Raw genomic sequence first — 22,237 nt, 5'->3', positions numbered from 1 at the left:
CGGGAATCGCATTGTGTGCAGGGTAGTCAACGGGCCCTGCCAAGGAGAGAACCGTATGAAATCATTCTTTATCACCGGCACCGATACCGATGTGGGCAAGACGCTGGTGGCGCGCACCCTGCTGCGCGAATTCAGCGCACAGGGAATCAAGTGCGCGGGTTACAAGCCGGTCTCGGCCGGATGTGCTCGCACTCCGGACGGGCTGCGCAACCTGGATGCCGTTCTGTTGCAGGAGGCGGCGAGTCTGCCGCTGCCCTATGAGGTGGTCAATCCGTTCGCCTATGAGCCGCCGATTGCGCCCCACATCGCCGCCAGCGAGGCGCGCCAGCCTATCACCATGCAGGGGTTGAGCGAGGGGCTACGCAAGATTGAACAGGCCGGGGCCGAACTGGCGGTAGTGGAAGGGGCAGGGGGCTGGTATCTGCCGCTCGATCGCAAGCATCTGCTGTCGGACTGGGTCAAGCAGGAGAACATGGCGGTGATCATGGTGGTGGGGGCCAAGCTGGGTTGCCTCAATCATGCGCTGCTCACCTTTGCCGCCATTCGCAATGATCAGCTGCCGGTGGCGGGGTGGGTAATTAATCGGCTCCATGGTTCCATGAGCCATTATCAGGAAAATCTGGACACCCTGAGGGGCTTGCTGCCAGCTCCCTTCCTCGGCGAAATTCCGTTTATAAACAATCCGCTTGAAGCCGATTTGCAGGGGCGTCTCGATATCTCGCCGCTACTTTGACGGCATATTCAGCGAACATTCATCGAATCTCCCTAGAATGTCGACATTAACATGATCAGGTGGGGATCCCGAGTGATCCCCGGTCATGTCCCTTATCTTCACAAGGAGTCTATATGAAGCGAATTATGCTATTCCTGGTGACCAACCTGGCCGTCATGCTGGTGCTGGGGGTGGTACTCAATATCCTGTTCTCGGTTCTGGGGATCAACAAGTCCAGCATTTCCGGGCTGTTGGTGTTCTGTGCCGTGTTCGGTTTTGGGGGTTCCTTTATCTCCTTGCTGATGTCCAAGTGGATGGCCAAGCGCAGCTATGGCGTCCAGGTCATCGAGCAACCCCGTAACGAGACCGAGCACTGGCTGGTGAGTACTGTGGCCCGTCAGGCCCGCGAAGCGGGTATCAAGATGCCGGAAGTGGGGATCTACGACTCTCCCGAGATGAACGCCTTTGCCACCGGCGCCCGCCGCGATGATTCGCTGGTGGCGGTCTCCTCCGGCCTGCTCTACAGCATGAGCCGTGACGAGGCGGAAGCGGTACTGGCTCACGAGGTGAGCCACGTGGCCAACGGCGACATGGTGACCCTGACCCTGATCCAGGGGGTGGTGAACACCTTCGTGATGTTCTTCGCCCGGATCGTGGCTGGCGTGATCAGCAACTTCTTCAGCTCCAACAACGAGGAAGAGAGCAGCAGCACCGGCGGTTTTGCCTACATGATCACCGTGTTCGTGCTGGAGATGCTGTTCGGTATTCTGGCCTCCATCATCGTCATGTGGTTCAGCCGTCAGCGCGAGTTCCGTGCCGATGCCGGTGCCGCCAAGCTGGCAGGTCGCGACAAGATGATTGCCGCCCTTGAGCGCCTCTCTCGCGGTGCCGAGCCGCAGCTGGAAGGCTCCATGATGGCTTTTGGCATCAACGGCAAGCGCTCCATGAGCGAGCTGTTCATGAGCCACCCGCCTATCGAGCAGCGCATCGCCGCCCTGCGTGGTTGATAGATACTGAATGACGGGGAATACCCCGAATAAAAAACGGCTGCCTTCGGGCAGCCGTTTTGCTTTTCAGCGTTCTTTAAAGCTTGAAGTGCCCCATCTCCTGGCGCAGTACCCGTGACAGCTGCTTGAGCTTGGCCGCCTCTTGGGACACGTGACGGGCGGCATCCCCCGATTGCTCGGAGAGGGAGGTGATGTTGCCGACGGTAGAGACTACCTCGTTGGCGGCGGTGGACTGCTCGCGCAGCGTGTGGCTGATCTCCCCCATCAGGCCGGTGAGGTTGGAGGCGTGGCTCTGGATGCTGGCGATCGCCTCGCCGGTCTGGTTGGCCAGCGTGACCCCACGGGAGACGTTGTTGACCGTGTTCTCCATGCTGCGGATGGAGGCATCGGCCCCGCTCTGGATCTTGCTGATCATCCCGGTGATCTGCTGGGTTGACGCCGCCGAGCGGCTGGCCAGATTGCGCACCTCGTCGGCGACCACCGCAAAGCCGCGACCCTGTTCACCGGCCCGCGCCGCCTCGATGGCCGCGTTGAGGGCCAGCAGGTTGGTCTGATCGGCGATGCCGCGGATCACCCCGATGATCTCCGAAATCTGCTGGGTATGGCCGTTGAGCTCGGAGATGGTGCTGGCTGCATCCCCCACCGTGGTGGAGATATTCTCGATGCTGCCAAGCGTCTCTTTAATGACCCCCGAACCCTCCTCCAGGGTATTGGCGGAGACCTTGCTCAGCTCGTCGGCATGGGTGGCGTTGTCGGAGAGGTGACTGATGCTCACCACCAGCTCCTCGATGGCGGCGGCCATGGTCTGGGTGCTGGTTTGCTGATCAGTGGCAAACTGGGCGGTCTGCTCGGCAATTTGGGCGATGCTGTCGGCAGAGTGGGACAACTCCTCGGTGGAGTGGGAGACCTTGGCGATGATCCCCTTGAGGGTGGTCTGCATACCGCCGAGCAGACCGATCAGGCTCTCTTTCGATCCTGGCGGCACCTTGATGGGGCGCGAGAAGTCCCCTTCCGCCATCATATGGAGATCGGTCTTGAGCTGTTCGACCGAGGTGCCCACCAGATCGAGCAGGGAGCGATAGGTGCGCCAGAGGAAGAACATCAACACCAGACCGAGGGCGATAAAGAGATAGCGCAGCATGTCGGTATTGGCGATGGCGCTCTCGACTGCCTCATGGTTGCGCTGCTCCATCATCACGTAGAAGTCATCGATAGGGGACATGATGCGTCCCTTGTTCTGGTGATAGGCTTTGTCATGCATCATGGCGATGGCTTTTTGCTGGTTGGCAACCGGGTCTCCATCGCTCTGCTGCACCAGTTTGAAGGCGGCGACCTCGGTGTTGACCAGCGCATCCGAGTTGTTTTTGGCCTCGTTCAGTTTGGCGAGTTCACCGTCGGTGAAACCGGCATCCTTCATCAGGTCGATCAGGCCACGGCGAACATTGCTGTCGGGGCGGGGATTCTGGCCGTTGGCGGCGACAAAGTCCCAGTAGATACGGTTGTAGCCATCCGGTCTCGGCTGTTCGCCGTTGCGAATGGCCAGGATCCGCATGTACTGCTGTTCGTAGGCTGGATCCTTGGTGATGACGTAGGTGCGCCCGAGTCGGGTCAGGTCATCGGAGGATTGGCGCAGTTCGTCGGCCAGCAGGTAGGAGACATATTGTTGTCGATAACTCTCTTCCAGTTGTTTACCCGCCCAGCTATAGGCGAAAAACACCAGTGACAGCAGGACCAGGGTGATGACGGATAGCAGCAGGTTGAGCTGAAAGGCGGGCTTGTTCTGTTCCATGGTATGGGCGTCCTTTCCCTATGGCTGAGTGTCGTATGGAGCATCGCCAAGTCAATGGCTGGCAAGGCTTTTTGCTCTGAGAGTATAGGAAGGGAAACTCACTGATGAAGGCCGTGGGGACAAATTAAGGGCGGATCAGGTGAACAAGTGTGGATAAAGATGACCGGGGTCAATTCCCCGGTCATCTGGGGTGGCGTGAGTTAATGCGGCCCGATCACCCGATCATAGGATTTCAAGGTCGGTGAGCGGCACGGCGCAGCAGGCAAGGATCTTGCCTTCGGCCCGCTCGGCGGCGGTGATGGCGGGGGCGTCGGGGTGATCCACCTCGCCCGAGAGCAGCGTCTGTTTGCAACTGCCGCAGATCCCGGCGCGGCAGCTCCATGGCAGCTCTACGCCTTGCTTGTTAGCCTGATCCAGCACTGTGCCCTGATTGTTGCCGGTAAAGGCTTGGGCGCCGATACGCAGTTGTACCGCCTCATGGGGGCGGGCCACCGAGAGAATAGCGCCGCCAAAACTCTCCTGTTTGATCCGTGCGGCCGGAACGCCGAGGGCTGCAACTTTGGCGGCAGCATCGGCCATAAAGCCGTGGGGGCCACAGATAAAGACCTCTTTTTCGGCCAGCTCTTTGACCAGTCGCAGATGCTCATCATTGAGTCGCCCTTGCAGCCCCTGCCAGTGATTGTCCGGCTGGCTCAGGATAATGGTGAGGGTCATCCCCTGCTGCGCCATGGCGTGCAGTTCGCTGGTGGCGGGAATGTCCGCTTCGCTGCGGCACAGGTGCATAAAGTGAACCTCTTCCAGCTCCCCGCGTAGCGCCAGGGTGCGGGCTATCGCCAGCATGGGGGTGACGCCGGAGCCTGCGGAGAGCAACAGTAGGTTGCGCTCGGACCCTAAGTGAAACTCACCAGCGGGGTTGGCGGCCAGCAGCCGGTCGCCCACCTGCAGTTGCTGGTGCAGCCAGTGGGAGATGCGACCACCCTCCACCTTCTTGACGCTGATGCTGTAACGCTCCGGATGATCTGGCGTAGAACTCAGGGTATAGCGTCGTTGAATCCGTTCATTTTTGATATCGAGGCTGATGGGCAGATGCTGGCCCGGCAGGTAGTCGGGCAGAGGCTCGCCATCGGCTGCTTCGAACCAGAAGGTCTCCAGATCCCGCGCCAGCGGTTCGCGGGCCACGCAGACCAGCTCGCGCTTCTTCGGTGCGGCGGCGGGATAGACCACCGGACGGGTGCGCTCCAGTACCTCGATCTCGCTGCCTGCCTCAATCCACCCTTCGTTCCGCGCCACCAGATTCTGGCCGAAGTAGACCTCGCCATCCTCGCCACGGCGGTAGCGGGTGAGGGTGGCCAGCGGCTCTTTCAGGGCGTTGAAGCGATCGGTGCCTGCTTCCACCGTGGTCATGATGCAGCGGCTGCAGGGCTTGACCACTTTAAATTCCACTTCGCCGATGCGGATACGCACCCAGCTGTCCTCCTCGAAGGGCTGGGTGTTACTTGCCACCAGATTGGTGCGGAATTGGCTCATCTGGTGCAGCGCATCGGAGCGCAGATTGAGATCCTCAAGGGAGGCTTGGCTTATCAGCAGCAGCGGATAACCGTCGGCAAAGCTGACCCGGGTGCCGGTCTTTTCACGAAAGCGATCAGAGGTTTCACCCAGCCAGAGCAGTTGCACCGTCTCCCCTGCCACCCGGCTCAGCCATCCATCGGCTTTGGGGTCGGTGTGCAGGGCGGTGAAGCGGTCGCTCCAGACTCCGGTAGCTTGCGGGGCGCGGCTGAAGTCGACCTCTTGCAGGGTGAGCGGTTCAAAGCCCGGATAGCGCAGTTGCAAGCCCCCTTCGATGGGGGTGGCCACGACCTGTTGCAGCTGGGGATGGGTACGGGCGGTGATAAAGGTGCCGTCCGGTTTGACCACCATGTAGCGTCGATCCCCTGCCAGTCCCTCTTCGGTCACCCGGGCGCGAGCCAGCGGCATGCCTGCAGTCGATTTGATGGGGTAGAGGTGAATGCTGTCTAGCCTGGGCATCTTCATATCCTTGTGACGCGGCGCAATCGCCTGGAAAAAGGGGAACATAACGGTTCCCCGGCGATCCGGCAATCCTTTCAAGGGGGCGGTCTATAGTTGGGAAAACAGAACAAGAGGGCATCGGGATGAAAATAAGCTGGTTGCTGGCGGGGAGCCTTTTTTGCCACGGGCTCTGGGCGCAGGAGCTGACCCTGACCACGGGAGAGTATCCCCCTTACTGCTCCGAGACGCTGAAATATCAGGGGCTTATCCCTCATGTGGTGAGCGAGGCATTCAGGAGTGAAGGGGTGAGCGTCAAGTTCCAGTTTCTTCCCTGGAAGCGGGCCTTTCGCTTGTCGGAGGAGGGAGTGGTGGATGGCACAGTCCACTGGTATGAGTCGAGCGAGCGGCGCAAAACCCATCTCTACAGCGATCCCATCCTGAGCGAAACCTACGTCTGGTTCTATCTCAAGTCCGATCCGCTGGAATGGCGCAGCTATCAGGATCTGGCGGATCGCAAGCTGGCTGCGGTCAGTGGCTATACCTACAATGCAGATTTTTTTGCAGCCATCGCGCAGGTGCCGCTGCAGGTGCAGTTCGTCACCCGGCTGCGCCAGAGCTTTGATCTGCTGCTCTCCGGCCGCGCCGACCTGACCCTGGAGAACATAGATGTCGGCTACTACTCCCTGCGTCAGTTCTACCCGGCCAGCACGGTCGATCTCTTTGCAACCCATTCAAAACCCGTGATGAAGGTCGAAGGTCACCTGCTGATCAGCCGCAAGCGTGCCAACGCTGACGAGCTGATCAAAACCTTCAATCGGGGCCTCGCCAAACTGAAAGCCAGCGGTCAGCTGGAGAAGATGTTACTTGAGTCACGTTCTGGTCTCTATGAACCATAAAGTGCAACATTTTTTGATCCTGATTCGCTAATCAGTACAAAAAAGCGGCCATTATCGACTCAGTTCCCAGTTTCTAACGCTTTCGCTTCTTCCCCATCCGGCCACCGTCCGCTTTGGCTACACGGTATCAAGCGCCATCGGGTGGGGCCTGTCACACAAAAAGAAGAAAGCAATGTATGAGCAAACAACTGGACATGACCCCATTGCCGGATCTTTCCCTGAAAACGGGAACAGGCCCGGTGCGTACTCGGCTACCCGTCTGGCGGCCGGCCCTGCCACCCTGCAATCACGCCTGCCCGGCCGGAGAAAATATCCAGGCCTGGCTCTCTTTGGCTCAGGCCGGCCGTTTTGAGGCGGCTTGGCAGACCCTGATCGAAGAGAACCCCTTGCCCGCCATCCATGGCCGGGTCTGCTATCACCCCTGCGAGAGCGCCTGCAACCGCGGTCAGGTGGATGAATCCGTCTCTATCCACGCCATCGAACGCTTCCTCGGCGACGAAGCGCTGGCCCGTGGTTGGCAGCCTGCGCCACCTGCCCCTGCCAGCGGCAAGAAGGTGCTGGTCATAGGCGCTGGTCCCTCCGGCCTCTCCTGCGCCTGGCATCTCAACCGGCTCGGTCATCAGGTGGAGATCCGCGAAGCGGGGCCGCTGGCGGGCGGCATGCTGCGTTTCGGTATTCCTGCCTACCGTCTGCCTCGCGATGTGCTGGATCGGGAGGTGGCCCGCATCGTGGCGGCCGGGGTGACGCTGACTCTCAACCACAAGGTGGAGGATGTGCTGCGTGAGCGCGATGAGGGGGGCTTTGATGCCGTCTTTATGGCCATCGGCGCCCATTTGGCCAAGCGGGTCGATATTCCGGCCCGGGAAGCGGGCAAGATCCTCGATGCGGTGAGCTTCCTCGAGCAGGCCAGTCTGGCCGAAGAACAAGGCTTACCGCCCCCCAAACTGGGACGGCGGGTAGCGATTTATGGGGGTGGCAATACCGCCATGGATGCGGCCCGTACCGCCCGCCGTTTGGGCGTTGAAGAGGCAATGATCATCTATCGCCGCGACCGGGACCATATGCCTGCCCACGCCTTTGAAGCCGACGAGGCCGAGGAGGAGGGGATCAAGATCAACTGGCTGCGCAGCATCCGCCAGCTCGACAACACCAATATCGAGGTGGAGGTGATGGCGCTGGATGCCGAGGGCAAGCCGGTGCCCACCGGCAAGTTTGAAACCCTCGAAGCGGACTCCCTTATTCTGGCGCTCGGTCAGGAGGTCGACCTCTCGGTGCTGGAGAGCATTCCCGGCGTGCGGGTCAACAAGGAGGGGGTCGTACAGGTGGCTGGCAACCTGATGACGGATGTGCCGGGTCTGTTTGCGGGCGGCGACATGGTGCCCTCCGAGCGCACCGTCACCATCGCCACCGGCCATGGCAAGAAGGCGGCGCGCCATATGGATGCCTGGCTGCGCGGTCGCCACTACCAAAAGATGGTCTCCTACCCGCTGGTGGGGCCGGAGCAGTTGCAACTCTGGTTCCAGACCCACGCGCCCGCCAGCAGTCAGCCGGTCAAACCGGCGTGGGCGCGGGATGACTTTGGCGAGATCATCGGCGGGCTGGATGAGGTGGCCGCCCGCTACGAGGCGGCGCGCTGCTACTCCTGCGGCAACTGCTTCGAGTGCGACGGCTGCTATGGCAGTTGCCCCGAACAGGCCATCGCCAAGTTGGGGCCGGGCAAAGGCTATCAGGTGGATGCCGAGCGCTGCACCGGCTGCGGTGCCTGTCACGACCAGTGCCCCTGTCACGCCATCGAGCTGCGCCAACCGGAGGAGTCCCAATGAAACATGAACTGATCATGGTCGACGGCAACGAAGCCGCGGCCCGGGTGGCGTACCAGCTGAGTGAAGTGTGTGCCATCTACCCCATCACCCCGAGCTCGACCATGGCCGAACTGGCCGATGCCTGGGCGGCGGAGGGGCAGACCAACCTGTGGGGCAACATTCCCACAGTGGTGGAGATGCAAAGCGAAGGAGGAGCAGCCGGTACGGTACACGGCGCCCTGCAGGCGGGGGCGCTGGCCACCACCTTCACCGCCAGTCAGGGGCTGATGCTGATGCTGCCCAACATGTACAAGATCGCCGGTGAATTGACCTCGGCGGTGTTCCATGTGGCGGCCCGCTCGCTGGCGGCGCAGGGGCTGTCGATTTTTGGCGACCATCAGGATGTGATGGCGGCGCGCAGCACCGGCTTTGCCATGCTCGCCTCTGGCTCGGTGCAGGAGGCGCAGGACCTGGCCTTGGTCGCCCACAGCGTCACCCTGCAGTGCCGGGTGTCCTTTATCCACTTCTTCGACGGGTTCCGTACCTCCCACGAGGTGAACAAGATCACCGCCCTGCATCGGGATGAAATTCGCGCCCTTATCGACAACGACTGGGTGCGGGCTCACCGTGCGCGGGCGCTCAACCCGGATCATCCGGTGATGCGTGGCACAGCCCAGAACCCGGATACCTACTTCCAGTCCCGCGAGAGCGTCAACCCCTTCTACGAAGCGGTACCGGCGCGAGTGCAGCAATGCATGGACAACCTCGGCGAGCTGACCGGTCGCCACTACCGGCTGGTGGAGTACCACGGCGCGCCCGATGCCACCGACGTCATCGTGCTGATGGGCTCGGGGGCGGCCACCGCCCGCACCACCGTGGATTGGCTCAACCAACAGGATCGCAAGACCGGGGTCTTGGTTGTGCGCCTCTATCGCCCCTTCCCGGTACAGGCGCTGCTCGACGCGCTGCCGCAGAGCGTGCGGCGCATGGCGGTGCTGGATCGCACCAAGGAGCCGGGGGCGGGCGGCGAGCCGCTGCTGCTGGATGTGCAGAGCGCGCTGATCGACGGCTTGCAGCGCGGCCTTATCAAGCGGTTGCCCTGGCTCAGTGGCGGCCGTTACGGCCTCTCTTCCAAAGAGTTCACCCCCGCCATGTGCGCGGCTGTGTTCGAGGAGCTGGCATCCGATGCGCCACGCCCGCGCTTTACCGTGGGGATAGTGGACGATGTGTCGGGCCTCAGTCTGGCCTGGCACCCCATCGGCGATCTGGAGCCCGCCAGCCGGGTGCGGGCGCTCTTCTTCGGCCTCGGCGCCGACGGCACAGTCGGCGCCAACAAGAACAGCATCAAGATCATCGGCGAGCTGGAGGGGTTCCACGCCCAAGGCTACTTCGTCTACGACTCCAAGAAGTCGGGATCGCGCACCGTCTCCCACCTGCGCTTTGGCCCCGAGCCCATCGACGCCCCCTGGCTTATCGAGCAGGCGAGTTTTATTGGCTGCCACCAGTGGGGCTTTGTTGAATCGGTCGATCTGCTGGAGCACGCTGCGGAAGGGGCAACCCTGCTGCTCAATGCCCCCTATGAGGCTGATAAGGTGTGGGGCCAGCTGCCCGAGCGGCTGCGAGCCCGTATCCGTGCCCTCAATATCCAGCTCTACTGCATCGATGGGGATCGGGTGGCCGAGCAAAACGGCATGGGCAATCGCATCAACACCATTATGCAGACCTGCTTCTTTGCGCTGGCCGGGGTGCTGCCACGGGACGAGGCGATAGCGCTGATCAAGGAGAGCATCGAGAAGAGCTATGCCCGCAAGGGGCCCGAGGTGGTGGCGCGCAACTTCGCGGCGGTGGACGATACCCTTGCTCACTTAAGCAAGGTGGCGATCCCTGCCGGTGACGAGCAGATCAGTGACTATCCGCTGCCACTGGCACCGGGCGGCAGCGAGTTTGTCCAGCGGGTCACCGGCGAGATGCTGGCGGGGCGTGGCGATCTCATTCCCGTCTCCATGCTGCCGGTGGATGGTACTTACCCCACCGCCACCAGCCGCTTCGAGAAGCGGGATATCGCCCGCGAGATCCCGATCTGGCAGTCCGATATCTGCATCCAGTGCGGCAACTGCGTCTTTGTCTGCCCCCACGCGGCGCTGCGGGCCAAGTTCTACCATCAGGACTGGCTGGCGACCGCCCCCGAAGCGGCCCAGTCGGTGCCCGTCACCGCCAAGGGTTTCCCCGATAGCCGCTACACCTTGCAGCTCTATCCGGAGGATTGCACCGGCTGCGGTCAGTGCGTGCAGGCTTGTCCGGTGCGGGCTGGGGCCGATGAGAGCCATGAAGGCGAGCGAGCCATCGCCATGATGGACAAGGCGCCGCATCTGGCTGGCCAGAAACAGGCGCTGCGCTGGTTCGAGAGTCTGCCGTGGCCTGCCCGCGAGCGGGTGGACTTCTCCACTGTGCGCGGTGCCCAGTTCCTCGAACCCCTGTTCGAGTTCTCCGGCGCCTGCGCCGGTTGTGGTGAGACCCCCTATCTCAAGCTGCTGACCCAGCTGTTTGGCGATCGCATGCTGGTGGCCAATGCCACCGGTTGCTCCTCCATCTATGGCGGCAACCTGCCGACTACCCCGTGGGCCAAGAACGGCGAAGGGAAGGGGCCGGCCTGGTCGAACTCCCTGTTCGAGGACAACGCCGAGTTTGGCTTTGGTTTTCGTCTCACCGCCGATCAGCATCACGGTCAGGCGGTGGCGGCCTTGCAGGCGATGAAGGGGGAACTGGGTGAGGCATTGGTCGAGTCGCTTATCAGCGCCCCGCAGCGGCTGGAGTCGGAGATCCGCGCCCAGCGTACCCGAGTGGCCCAAGTGCGCGAGCGGCTGGAAGAGGTGAAATCCGGCAAGGCCCGCGAGCTGCTGTCACTCATCGATCAGCTGGTGCGTCGTTCGGTCTGGATCATCGGCGGCGATGGCTGGGCTTATGACATCGGCTCATCGGGGCTCGATCACGTGCTCGCCTCTGGGCGCGATGTGAACGTGCTGGTGATGGATACCGAGGTCTACTCCAACACCGGCGGCCAGATGTCGAAATCGACGCCGCTCGGTGCCGTCGCCAAGTTCGCGGCGGGAGGCAAGACGCTGGCCAAGAAGGATGTAGCGTTGCAGGCCATCTCCTACGGCAACGTCTATGTTGCCCGCATCGCCTTTGGTGCCAACCCGCAGCAGGCGCTGCAGGCCTTGCGTGAAGCCGAAGCCTATCCGGGGCCGTCGCTTATCATCGCTTACAGCCACTGTATCGCCCACGGCATCGATATGGAGTTTGGTCTGACTCAGCAAAAACGCGCTGTGGCCTCTGGTCACTGGCCGCTGATGCGCTACAACCCGGTACTGCGTAGCGCGGGGCAGAACCCCTTTAGCCTCGACAGCCTACGCCCCTCCATTCCCCTTGCTGAATATCGGCAGGAGGAGACCCGTTATCGGGTGCTGGCCCAGAGCCATCCGGAGGAGGCCGAACGGCTGATGCAGGTGGCACAAAAAGTGGCGTGGCAGAAGTGGGCCACCTACGAGGAGATGGCCACCCGCGAAGCCAGCCATTTCCATCCGCCGGTGTGAGAATGGGTGAGTGAAATATAACCAAGCGGGCCATTGGCCCGCTTTTTATTAGCAGGTCATGGATGCCTATTTCTGCAATCTGATCACCATAATAATATGTGTAGTGAAGAAAGGTGTTGATATGTTGGAAGAAGCTGGGCAGGATACTTTTAATAAAATCTAATGGCTTTGTTTTATGTAATTAATTCAAAACTGGAAAAGAGGTTGGTATGCAAAACACTTATACGCTATATGTTGCGACTGCTGCATTAGCCGCAGCATGGCTTACTGCTGCGTTTGCTTTTTTCTCTCAATTAAACTCCAAGCATTCAAAAATATCTGATTTTCGACAGGATTGGATAAACAATTTACGCTCTGAAGTTTCTAACTTTATTAGCAATTTTAATAAATGTGTATTTCTTCAGAAAAAAAGAGACAGAAGCAGAGCTCAGAATGAGGAAGCCATGAGAAAGGAGTTAGATCAGCAGTTTTACGATACGTATGGATTGTTGTTGCAGAATAAAATTATGATTCATTTAAGACTTAACAAGAATGACTCTGACAAAAGATTGAAAAAGTTGAATTGCGAATTGTTAAAGTCACTGGATGACGCTGTGTTAGCGTTGAACGAAAATAGATGTCCGAATCATGATGCCATGAATGATAAAATAATTAACCCTGCTGGAGATATATTAAAATTGGAGTGGTGTAGAGTTAAGAGGGGTGAGATTGGATTTATTGTCACATATATTATGTGTTCTTTGATTTTAATCTTAGGTGTTGTTGGTTTGGCCGCAATTTACCGAACGTTACCTCAAGTACTTTATTGAAAGCATTAGGACCGTTTTCATTCAACTTCTAATGGGAGGTTGAACAACGAAGTAAAAGTAGGCACTGGCTTTTTAAGTTCAGTAGAGAGGCTTCCTTTTTATACTGTGGCAGGTAAGCTGCGGGGCAAATAGCGTCAAGCAGGAGAAGGGACGATGACAGAACAACATATCGCTGGGACGATCGGCATTCTGGGGGCGGGGTGGCTGGGGCTGCCGCTGGCGCGGACCCTGCTGGCGGCAGGCAAGCAGGTGGCGGTGACGGTCAGCAGCGCCGAGAAGGCGGCCCGTCTGCAGGGGGAGGGGATCAACGCCTATCCGCTGACGATTTCTGCCCATATGTCGGATGCGTGGCCCATCCCCTGCGAATCGTTGGTTATCTGCGTACCGCCCAGCAAGACCGATGACTACCCGCAGGCGGTGGCAAGGGCTTGCGCGTTGGCCAAAGCGAATGGCACCCGGCGGGTGCTGTTTGTCAGCGCCACCTCGGTATGGGGCGCGGGGCAGCAGGAGGGTGAACAGCCCAAACCGCGCCATGCCCGTGGTGAGCGGATGCTGGCGGCGGAGCAGGCGGTGCTGGCGGCCGGTTTCGAGTCGGTGATGATAGTGCGCCCCTCCGGCCTTTATGGCCCGGATCGCCATCCCGGCCGTTTCCTCGCGGGCAAGACGCTGGATGGTGGCGCCCAGTCGGTCAATCTGGTCCATCTGGACGATGTGGTGGCGGCTTGCATGCTGCTGCTGGATCGGGGCAAGGACGGGGATGTGTTCAACCTGAGCGCGCCGGTGCATCCGCGCCGCGAGCAGTTCTATCCCTTTGCGGCGCGCCAGCAGGGGCTGCCTGCGCCGGTCTTTATCGAGCCTGCCGGTGAATTTCAGCCCATCGACGGTCAGCTGATTTGTCAGCAGATGGGATTCAACTATCGCTGGCCCGATCCGGCCCACTGGTTTGCCGAGCTCGCCGCCTCGGGCAATTGAGGTTTGCCAAGGGGGTGATCGCCCCCTATCATGCCGCCATCCATGAGAGAGAGGCGGTAATGATGGTAGATACAAAACGTCACCCCGATGGGGAGTTGTTGCTGAGAACCCTGGCAATGCCAGCCGATACCAACCCCAATGGCGACATCTTTGGTGGCTGGATCATGTCCCAGATGGATATAGGTGGGGGCATCATGGCCAAGGAGCTGGCAAAAGGACGTATTTGTACCGTATCCGTCGAAGGCATGACCTTTCACAGTCCGGTCAAGGTGGGCGATGTGGTTTGCTGCTACGGCCGCTGCATGAAGATCGGCCGCAGCTCCATGAAGCTCAAGCTGGAGGTGTGGGTCAAGCCGGTACTGCGGGAAAACGACGCCCAGCGTTACTGTGTGACCGAGGGGATCTTCACCTATGTCGCCATCGACGAACAGGGCAAATCCCGCCCGGTTCCGGTGAGTGCCTGATTAAATCAGCCGGGCATTGATGATGGATATTTCCTGCTCAAGCCCGGTTTTTTGCCGTATCATGCGTTCCAGCATCTCTTCCGAGCCCACATATTGCAGGGTGTCAAACAGGCAGAGATCGCATTGAGGGTCCCGTCTTATCTGATAGACGGTGGCCAGCTCCACTTGATGACAATTTCCTTGTTGATCATAAAACGTCACGTTATACCGAAGTTCTTTCGCCATGAGACAAGGTCCTTCTGGTTGGGTGGAACAGGGACTATCAGCTTAGTCGGCGTGGATGACGTTTGTGATGGTCGCAACAAAAAGCAAAGGCGGGTGGTTGTTAGCCAATGAAAAATAGTTATCGCATTCTTGGCACCTCCCTGCTGACCCTGGGGTTGGTAGGCTGTTTTGAGGTGCCGGATCAGAACCATCTGGTCACAGCTCAAGGGATTGTGCCGGGACTCGACTGCCAGCGTCCGCCGCTGGTAGCGTTGGCGACCACGGCGCTGCCCCGTGAATTCGGGGTGACGGTGTGGAATCTCTACAAGGGCCAGCGTAAGAACTGGCGTGAAGGGATGGACAGTTATGCCAAGGGGCAGGATCTGGTGCTGCTGCAAGAGTCGGCCACTCGTCCCGATATGCTCGACTGGCTGCGCGCCGGTGATTTCCAGTGGCAACAGCTGCAAGCCTTCACCCAGGGCGGCGTGTCGTTCGGGGTTATGACGGTGGCCAAGACTCCGCAGGCGTTCGTCTGTGGCGTGCGCTCCCCCGAGCCTTTGCTGCGCATCCCCAAATCCGGACTGGTGAGCCTCTATCCGCTGCAGGGCGATCCTGACGGCGTCATGGTCATCAATATCCATGCGGTCAATTTCGAGCTGGGGATGGCTACCTTCCGCGAGCAGCTCAACGATCTGACTGCGCTGGTGCGCCGCCATCAGGGGCCGGTTATTCTGGCCGGTGATTTCAACACCTGGAGCGACAAGCGTCAGTTCTGGTTAAGCAAATTGGTGGACGAGCTGGGTCTGCAAGAGGCCGTGCCGGTGCCTGATCTGCGCCGCACCGCCTTTGGTCGCCCGCTGGATCACCTCTACTACCGCAATCTGGATCTGGTCGAGGTGAGTTCACCGGCCACCGACAGCTCGGATCACAACCCCATCATTGCGCGCTTTGCCGCCCAGTCGGTGACCCCCTGATCGGGGATGATGTGCGCGTGTTGCCCATAAAAAAATCCGGCGCCTGATAGCGCCGGATTTTTTTATACGATCTGGCGGTCAACCCGCTCGGGATGACCCGCTGGCATTACTGGTAGAGACCCAGATTCGCTTTGGCGTAGGCTTCGAAATCGGTGCAGCCACCGATGTGCTGCTCATCCAGGAAGATCTGCGGCACGGTATTGACCGGCTTGCCGGCGCTCTTGGCCAGATCTTCTTTGGTGATGCCTTCGGCATGGATATCCACGTAGCGGAATTTGAAGTCATCGCGCTGTTCGGTCAGCTGCTCGGCGATCTGTACGGCACGGACACAGTAGGGGCAACCCGGGCGACCAAAAATCACTGCAAACATATTTTCTCTCCGTTTTTTAAGCCGTTTATGTATGGCCGTTGATATGAGGCAGGCAACAGCATAGCCCTGCCTCGTGGCGACTTGAAGCCGAAATTATCGATACCCTGATTCGAGTGGGCCTATTGGCTCAGCTCTCATCGGCGATCTGGATCGGCTGCTGCTGATAGATGCTCTCCAGCACCCCCTTCTCGAATACGGTCCAGGGCCACGGCGCCTTGCTGGCACGGTAGCGCTCATGGGTGGCCGGATCTTGGGACAGGCCACGCTGGAACATCACGAACGCCTTGCGCTGGCCGCCTGCCGTGTCGATGAAGCCCACCAGATTGGAGGTGCCGGTGATGGTCCCTGTCTTGGCGTGCACCTTGTTCTTCATCATGGGTGCGGTGACGCTGCGGCGCCACGCCAGGGTGCCATCCACCTGAGAGCTCGGCAGCAGCTTGATGAGGCCAAGTTCGGCATCATTTTTCTGGATGAAGTTCAGCACCGACATCATCTGACGGGCGCTGATGAGATTGTGAGCGGAGAGACCGGAGCCGTCAGCCAGGGTGGCATTGCCCAGATCGATACCGTTCTTGGTCAGGATGGCGCGCACCGCCATGGTGCCGCTGCGATAGCTGCCCGGCTTGTTGTAGTAGTGACGGCCCACGGTTTTGAGGAAGGTATCGGCATAGAGGTTGTCCGATTTCTTCAGCATCTTGGCGAGCATTACCGGCAGGGAGACCGAGTAGTGGGTGCCGAGGGTCTCTGCCCCTTCCGGGGCCTTGTGGGTGACCCGCAGCAGGCCATCATGCTTGATACCGGCACGGTTCATCGCCCAGCGGATGTTGTCCCAACCCCAGGCTTCCACGTCGTGGATGGCGAAACGCAGTCCCTGCGGCTCCTTGTTCGGAGTAATGCAGCCCTTGAGCTCGTAGAAGTTGCCCTTGGCCATGTCCACTTCCAGTGCGCAGAACTGGCGCGCCATATCGCCATAGCTCATCACTTCCACGTTGTCGGCACCGATGCCGATGGGGACGCCGGTGGCCACGTTGCCCACCGCCGGTTTGCCAATCTGGGTGGCAGTGATGGTGCCGTAGGCGCAGTTCTTGTCGATGATGACCGAGGAGACGGGCGCTGCGAAGCAGAGGGTCTGATCCCCCCACGACCAGCCGTTGCCGCGCTCGTAGCCGTTGTAGGCGCCGGTGTTGACGTAGACATTGCCCTTGATGCTGGTGACGCCGAGCTGTTTGAACAGGGCCAGCAGATCCATGCGGGAGAGGGTGGGGTCGCCGACGAAGTTGATCCAGATATCGCCGTTGATGGTGTCACCCTGTTTGGCACCGGGTTGGGCCTGAATGTCAGTGGCGAAGCGGAAATCGGCACCCAGCTCGAGGCGGGCTGCCAGCGCAGTGAGCACCTTCATGGTGGAGGCGGGGGCGATCATCTGATCCGCGTGGCGGGCGAACTCGACGCCGTTATTGCCCTGCACCATGATGGCGTACTGGCCACCCTGAGGGGGCGTCAGCGGGGCGGCATGAGCCGCCAGAGAAGAAAAGAGAGCACAAAAACCAATCAACAGCCGCTGCATAACATCCTCTAACGTGACGAAGGGCCCGGCAGTGGTGCCGACCCTGATAATTCAACCAGCCGATGCGGGATCGACGGGATAACGCAATTCATGCCATGTATGCCGGTCGCCATCATGTCATCGAGTTGGCGGTACGATAGCGACCCTCATAATCAAAAATTTTCTCTTTTATCTGCCAGAAGCGACCCGATTTGCGGGCGATAACAAAATCCGGATGACGGAACTGGCTTTGCGCGGCCAGCACGCTCGCCAGGGTGGCAAATTCGGGCTCCAGCCCCGGGGCGGGCCAATGATGACGCACAAAGTGCTGTTGAAACAAGCGCCGTGCGCCCGGGGAGTGAAATCCGAAGTACTCATTGAGGGTGAGACCATCCTCATCGTGATAGATCACCTCCAGCCGATCCCCCTGTTTGCCGCGCCCTGCGGTGAAGGTGAGCCCGGCGCAGCGGATCACCATGCAATCCTTGAGATTGAGCGCCTCTTTGAGCTTGTCGTCAGGGTCCACCAGCAGCTGATCGCAGCTCTGGCAGCGGCGGGCGGCGATGTCGTTCTCCGCACCGCAGCTGGGGCAGATCTTGGCGCGAAAGCGGTAGTCACACTCTTCGCGGTTGCCCTCGTCATCTTCAAACAGCCCCTGACAGCGGCGACCGTAGTGCTCGATCACCTTGCCATCCTCATCGGTCTTGCCCCAGAAGGTGTTGGCAAAGCCGCAGGCGGGGCAGGGCACCTGCACCGGCTCGGTACCGGCGTGGGGGCGAGGTTCCCCCACTTCGGGGGCGAACAGGTTGAAGTTGTTGCCCGCATAGTCGAGTACCAGACAATCCTCCTTGCCTGGCGAGAGGCGCAGGCCCCGCCCGACGATCTGCTGATAGAGGGAGACCGACTCGGTAGGTCTGAGCATCACGATAAGATCGACATGAGGGGCATCGAAACCGGTGGTGAGCACCGCCACGTTGACCAGAAACTTGAGCTCGCGCGCCTTGAAGGCGTTGATGAGGGCATCGCGCTCCGGCCCCGGCGTTTCGCCGGTAATAAGGGCTGCCTGCTGGCCTCTGGCGCCAAGCAGGCCGTGAATTTCGCGGGCGTGTTCGACGGTGGCGGCGAAGATCATCACCCCTTGCCGGTCGGCGGCATACTCCAGCACTTGGCTCAGGATATGGGGTGTAACCCGCTCCTGACGCTTGAGCTCGCCGTTGAGATCCGCCTCGCTAAAGAGGCCGCTCTCCCTCGCCACCAGCTTGCTGAAGTCGTAGTGGACGATGGGGGCATCCACCATGCGCGGCGGCGTCAGGTAGCCGTTTTTGACCATAAAACGCAAGGGCAGCTCGAACACGCAGTCGCCAAACAGCCGTTCGCCGTGGCTCTTGACCATGCCGTGATAGTGGCGCCGGTAGATCCAGCCCAGCCCGAGCCGATAGGGAGTGGCGGTGAGACCGAGGATCTTGAGGGCCGGATTGGCGGCCTTGAGGTGGTCGATCACCTGATGGTACTGGCTGTCATCATCGAGCGAGACCCGATGGCACTCATCGATGATCAGCAGCGAAAACGCTCCGTCAAAGGCATCCAGATTGCGGGCAACCGACTGCACCGAGCCGAACACCACCTGGGCGCTCGCCTCCTTGCGATCCAGACCGGCAGCGAAGATATCGGCCTTGAGCCCCCACGCCTCGTACTTGGCATGGTTCTGCTCCACCAGCTCCTTGACGTGGGCCAGCACCAGCACCCGGCCGCGCGCTTTGCGGGCCAGCTCGGCGATCACCAGACTCTTGCCTGCCCCGGTGGGCAGCACCACCACGGCGGGATCCGGGTGTTTGCGAAAGTGGTTGATCACGGCGTTGACGGCGTCGGTCTGATAGGGTCTGAGAACGAACATGAGGGCGTGGCGTTTGGGCATGGAGCGGCGCAGGGTGGCGCCATTATAGGGTGCTTGCCGCCACAAAAACAGCGGGCCGGCATGATGCCGACCCGCAGGGTGCTTGGTTGCTGATCAATGGAACGGGAAGATGTAGTTCATCCAGCTTGCCATGCGCAGCAGTACTTTGCGCATCACAGATACATGGTGGAAGTAGTGGGTATAGATGGCAGCCTGCCCGCTGGAGCCTGCTATTACCTGATACTTGGCCCACTCGGGGTCGGTAATGGAGATGACTACCGGCAGGCGACCCGGACGCACCGCCGTGGTCTGATCCAGCAGACCGGCGTTAGCCTGCACGTTACCGGCGGCAATGGCCGGAACCACGGCTGTCACCTTGCCTTTGAAGATTTTGCCGGGTACGCCATCGATCACCACTTCGGCCTCATCACCCACCGCCAGTCGCTGCATGCTGTTCTGCCAGAACCAGCCGACGTAGGCAGTGTCATCCTTGTGGATGAAGGTCATCACCGGACGATACATGAAGGGGGTGGCGATCATTCCGGGGCGCAGGGCCAGCTGCACCACATGACCATCGCTCGGGGCATAGACCACGGTTTGGGACTGCTGGTACTTGGCTTCCATCAGCTGGGCTTGCAGATCGTTCAGGGTGGCTTTCTGCTGGTCAATCTGGGCCACGATGTCATCCACGTTGGCCTGGGTGACGTCGAGGTCGCGCTGCTTGCCCACGCCACGGCGCATCAGGTCGCTGGCACGATCCCGATCCAGCCTGGCGGAGCGCAGTCTTGCCTCAATGGACTTGAGGTGCTCGCGGTTGGATTCGACCCGTGCGGTGAGGCTATCCACTTTCAGACGGAACGGCTCATCATCAAGGCGAAACAGCACGTCGCCTTTTTTCACCGGCTGGTTGGCTTGTACCGGCACCTCAACGACCCGGCCCTTGACCAGCGGCACTATGGGGGTGGAGACGTAGTAGTTGCGCGCCATCTCGGAGTAGGGATGGTTGTAGTTCATCAGCATGATCAGGGTGCCGATGAGCAGCACGCCACCCAGTGCTGCGGTGGGGACGGTCCACTTGTTGAGCGGGATGCGGAAGATTTTGAATATGGCGACACACAGCGCCGTGTAGGTCAGGATCAGTAGCAGGTCCATGGTTTATCCCTGTTGCTCACTCTGTTCGATAGTGTTGATACGGCTCTTCAGATCCGCCAACTCCTGCTTGAGGGCCGCCAGCTCCTCTTCATCTTTTTGCAGCCGCTGGCTAAAGCCCCAGCCGCGATCGGGGCGATAGATGGTTGCCCAGATCCAGAGGAAGGGCCACAGCACATGCAGGGTAAACAGGCTGACCCAACCTGCCACGTGAATGGCATCCTGATGAGGGTGATTCCGATGTTTGGCAATCTCGTAAGGAATATCGTGGATAACGATGACTCCATAAAAAATGACCAGCCCGACAAAGACGAGCAGACCAAGTGCAAAATAATCAAGGGCCATTTATAACCTCCACTGGCATGACGCACAGCTTAATCATTGGTTCCAACAAGCACTAAAGCAATTAAGAATCACACATTTATCGTCAGTTAGCCCGGAATCTTAAAGCTATTCGCTGTATTGAAGCTGAAGCCGTCCAATAGTTGTCTTATTAGTCTTTTTGTCATTAAAAAAGGCGCCATCAGGCGCCTTTTTGTGCTGCTTTCGCTGCATTTTTTGCTGTTTTTACCCTTCGCTGGTACTGCTGACCAGCGGCTGGCGGAACTTCATCAGGAAGGCCACGGTAATGGCCGCCGTTGCAGTCAGGCCGATGATGGTGGAGGTCCCCATCTCCAGCCCGAACCCGATGGGGGCGTTGGCCAGATAGGTGATCACCACAGCGGTCATGAACATGGCGGGAATGGTGCAGATCCAGTGCAGCTTGCCCTCTTTGATAAGGTAGGCAGCCGCAGCCCACAACATGATGACGGCGGTGGTCTGGTTGGCCCAGCCGAAGTAGCGCCAGATCACCCCGAACTCAGCCTTGGAGATGATGAAGCCAAGGATAAACATGGGGATGGCGATCAGCAGACGCTTGGCCAGCGGCTTCTGGGTCATCTTCAGGAAGTCCGCCACGATCAGGCGAGCACTGCGAAACGCGGTGTCACCAGAGGTGATGGGCAGGATCACCACGCCGAGGATGGCCAGAATGCCGCCCACGGTGCCGAGCAGGCTGGTGGAGACTTCGTGTACCACGGCTGCCGGGCCGCCGTTGGCTATAGTAGCGTTGAGCGCTTCGGTGCTGTCGTAGAAGGAGAGACCCAGGGTGCACCAGATCAGGGCGATGATCCCTTCACCGATCATTGCACCGTAGAAGATGAAACGGCCGGATTTTTCGTTCTGCATGCAGCGCGCCATCAGTGGTGACTGGGTGGCGTGGAAGCCTGATACCGCGCCACAGGCGATGGTGATGAACAGCAGCGGCCAGAGCGGCAGCTCGGTCGGGTGCAGGTTGGAGAAGTCCATCCCGGTGTTGTAGAAGCCTTTGCCGGAGGCGATCAGGCCAACGATGAGGCCGACCGACATGAAGACCAGCAGGGCGCCGAAGATGGGGTAGAAGCGGCCGATGATCTTGTCGATGGGGACTATGGTCGCGAGGATGTAGTAAGCAAAAATCGCCACAATCCAGTAGACCAGATCGGTGGAGGTGAGGTTGGCGAGCAGCCCTGCCGGGCTCAGCACGAATACCACGCCCACCAGCATCAGCAGCACCACGGCAAACAGGTTCATGAAGTGCTTGGCGGCGGTGCCCAGATGCTCACCGACCACGGTTGGCACCGAGGCACCCTTGGCGCGCACCGACAGCATGCCGGAGAAGTAGTCATGTACCGCACCGGCGAAGATGCAGCCAAAGACGATCCAGAGCATGGCGACCGGGCCGTAGAGGGCACCCAGGATGGGGCCGAAGATGGGGCCGACGCCAGCGATGTTGAGCAGTTGAACCAGATAGACTTTCTTGTCCGACATCGGGACATAGTCCACCCCGTCAGCCATGGTGATGGCGGGGGTTTTCAGCTCGGGTTTCGGGCTGAATATCCGTTCGATGAATTTGCCGTATATGAAGTAGCCGGCCACAAGTAAGCCGACACAGAGGAAGAACCAGATCATTGCTACGCTCCTGCATTGTTATTTTTTAGTGTGCAGAGCGAGTCTAAAACGGTTGCGCCT

Annotated in this window: 18 protein-coding genes; 9 read left to right on the top strand and 9 right to left on the bottom strand. The window is 59.9% G+C overall.

From position 1 onward, the window contains the following. Positions 1 to 55 precede the first annotated feature (55 nt). Both bioD and htpX read left to right on the top strand, forming a co-directional pair. Positions 56 to 733, top strand: a complete 678-nt coding sequence (gene bioD, locus ACTG1K_RS16835; protein ID WP_005337893.1) for a dethiobiotin synthase — start codon at positions 56 to 58, stop codon at positions 731 to 733. A 113-nt stretch (positions 734 to 846) separates the two neighbouring features. Beyond that, positions 847 to 1,719, top strand: a complete 873-nt coding sequence (gene htpX / locus ACTG1K_RS16830) for a protease HtpX (RefSeq protein ID WP_005337890.1) — start codon at positions 847 to 849, stop codon at positions 1,717 to 1,719. Between the two features lie 76 nt (positions 1,720 to 1,795). Here the strand turns inward: htpX and ACTG1K_RS16825 are convergent, their stop codons facing one another. Together ACTG1K_RS16825 and ACTG1K_RS16820 are read right to left on the bottom strand one after the other, a co-directional pair. Beyond that, a complete protein-coding gene (locus ACTG1K_RS16825; RefSeq protein ID WP_101530507.1) occupies positions 1,796 to 3,508 on the bottom strand; it encodes a methyl-accepting chemotaxis protein in 1,713 nt (570 codons plus the stop codon). A 222-nt stretch (positions 3,509 to 3,730) separates the two neighbouring features. Further along, positions 3,731 to 5,581 (bottom strand): MOSC N-terminal beta barrel domain-containing protein, encoded by a 1,851-nt coding sequence (locus ACTG1K_RS16820; protein ID WP_429150450.1) that lies wholly within the window; start codon positions 5,579 to 5,581, stop codon positions 3,731 to 3,733. Positions 5,582 to 5,658: 77 nt separating this feature from the next. On the opposite strand from ACTG1K_RS16820, the gene ACTG1K_RS16815 reads away from it, so the two are divergent. The 6 genes from ACTG1K_RS16815 to yciA all read left to right on the top strand — a co-directional run bounded on the left by ACTG1K_RS16815 (position 5,659) and on the right by yciA (position 14,051). Then, positions 5,659 to 6,411 carry a substrate-binding periplasmic protein gene (locus ACTG1K_RS16815; protein WP_101530508.1) on the top strand — a complete coding sequence of 251 codons (753 nt, stop codon included), beginning with the start codon at positions 5,659 to 5,661 and terminating at the stop codon, positions 6,409 to 6,411. A gap of 176 nt (positions 6,412 to 6,587) precedes the next feature. Next, on the top strand, positions 6,588 to 8,234 hold the full coding sequence (locus tag ACTG1K_RS16810) for an NAD(P)-binding protein (RefSeq protein WP_101530509.1): 1,647 nt from the start codon (positions 6,588 to 6,590) through the stop codon (positions 8,232 to 8,234). Further along, a complete protein-coding gene (gene nifJ, locus ACTG1K_RS16805; protein WP_429150452.1) occupies positions 8,231 to 11,806 on the top strand; it encodes a pyruvate:ferredoxin (flavodoxin) oxidoreductase in 3,576 nt (1,191 codons plus the stop codon). The genes ACTG1K_RS16810 and nifJ overlap by 4 nt, the downstream gene beginning before the upstream one ends. Before the next feature lie 209 nt (positions 11,807 to 12,015). Next, the gene (locus tag ACTG1K_RS16800; RefSeq protein ID WP_267518065.1) at positions 12,016 to 12,615 is read left to right on the top strand and encodes a hypothetical protein; all 600 of its coding nucleotides are present in this window, start codon (positions 12,016 to 12,018) and stop codon (positions 12,613 to 12,615) included. Between the two features lie 153 nt (positions 12,616 to 12,768). Further along, positions 12,769 to 13,587 (top strand): SDR family oxidoreductase, encoded by an 819-nt coding sequence (locus tag ACTG1K_RS16795; RefSeq protein WP_101530948.1) that lies wholly within the window; start codon positions 12,769 to 12,771, stop codon positions 13,585 to 13,587. Positions 13,588 to 13,646: 59 nt separating this feature from the next. Further along, positions 13,647 to 14,051 carry an acyl-CoA thioester hydrolase YciA gene (yciA, locus tag ACTG1K_RS16790; RefSeq protein WP_005337875.1) on the top strand — a complete coding sequence of 135 codons (405 nt, stop codon included), beginning with the start codon at positions 13,647 to 13,649 and terminating at the stop codon, positions 14,049 to 14,051. Here the strand turns inward: yciA and ACTG1K_RS16785 are convergent, their stop codons facing one another. After that, the gene (locus tag ACTG1K_RS16785; protein ID WP_005337874.1) at positions 14,052 to 14,276 is read right to left on the bottom strand and encodes a hypothetical protein; all 225 of its coding nucleotides are present in this window, start codon (positions 14,274 to 14,276) and stop codon (positions 14,052 to 14,054) included. 107 nt (positions 14,277 to 14,383) lie between these two features. Between ACTG1K_RS16785 and ACTG1K_RS16780 the strand changes: the two genes are divergently transcribed. Continuing rightward, positions 14,384 to 15,229, top strand: coding sequence for an endonuclease/exonuclease/phosphatase family protein (locus tag ACTG1K_RS16780; protein WP_005350508.1), 846 nt, complete (start codon positions 14,384 to 14,386; stop codon positions 15,227 to 15,229). Positions 15,230 to 15,335: 106 nt separating this feature from the next. Here the strand turns inward: ACTG1K_RS16780 and ACTG1K_RS16775 are convergent, their stop codons facing one another. The 6 genes from ACTG1K_RS16775 to ACTG1K_RS16750 all read right to left on the bottom strand — a co-directional run bounded on the left by ACTG1K_RS16775 (position 15,336) and on the right by ACTG1K_RS16750 (position 22,177). Then, on the bottom strand, positions 15,336 to 15,632 hold the full coding sequence (locus tag ACTG1K_RS16775; protein WP_223849348.1) for a GrxA family glutaredoxin: 297 nt from the start codon (positions 15,630 to 15,632) through the stop codon (positions 15,336 to 15,338). A 94-nt stretch (positions 15,633 to 15,726) separates the two neighbouring features. Then, the gene (dacB, locus tag ACTG1K_RS16770; RefSeq protein ID WP_005350510.1) at positions 15,727 to 17,166 is read right to left on the bottom strand and encodes a D-alanyl-D-alanine carboxypeptidase/D-alanyl-D-alanine endopeptidase; all 1,440 of its coding nucleotides are present in this window, start codon (positions 17,164 to 17,166) and stop codon (positions 15,727 to 15,729) included. 112 nt (positions 17,167 to 17,278) lie between these two features. After that, the gene (locus ACTG1K_RS16765) at positions 17,279 to 19,039 is read right to left on the bottom strand and encodes a DEAD/DEAH box helicase (protein WP_101530967.1); all 1,761 of its coding nucleotides are present in this window, start codon (positions 19,037 to 19,039) and stop codon (positions 17,279 to 17,281) included. Positions 19,040 to 19,153: 114 nt separating this feature from the next. Further along, positions 19,154 to 20,191, bottom strand: a complete 1,038-nt coding sequence (locus ACTG1K_RS16760) for an HlyD family secretion protein (RefSeq protein ID WP_064336863.1) — start codon at positions 20,189 to 20,191, stop codon at positions 19,154 to 19,156. Between the two features lie 3 nt (positions 20,192 to 20,194). After that, positions 20,195 to 20,533, bottom strand: a complete 339-nt coding sequence (locus tag ACTG1K_RS16755) for a DUF3302 domain-containing protein (protein ID WP_005337862.1) — start codon at positions 20,531 to 20,533, stop codon at positions 20,195 to 20,197. Between the two features lie 222 nt (positions 20,534 to 20,755). Then, the gene (locus ACTG1K_RS16750) at positions 20,756 to 22,177 is read right to left on the bottom strand and encodes a carbon starvation CstA family protein (RefSeq protein ID WP_376896150.1); all 1,422 of its coding nucleotides are present in this window, start codon (positions 22,175 to 22,177) and stop codon (positions 20,756 to 20,758) included. Between the last annotated feature and the right edge of the window lie 60 nt (positions 22,178 to 22,237).

The sequence above is a fragment of the Aeromonas sp. 102P genome (assembly GCF_051920345.1).
Lineage (GTDB): Bacteria > Pseudomonadota > Gammaproteobacteria > Enterobacterales > Aeromonadaceae > Aeromonas > Aeromonas veronii.
Note: the sequence above shows the minus strand (reverse complement) of the source record. Positions and strands in the feature narration are given on the sequence as shown.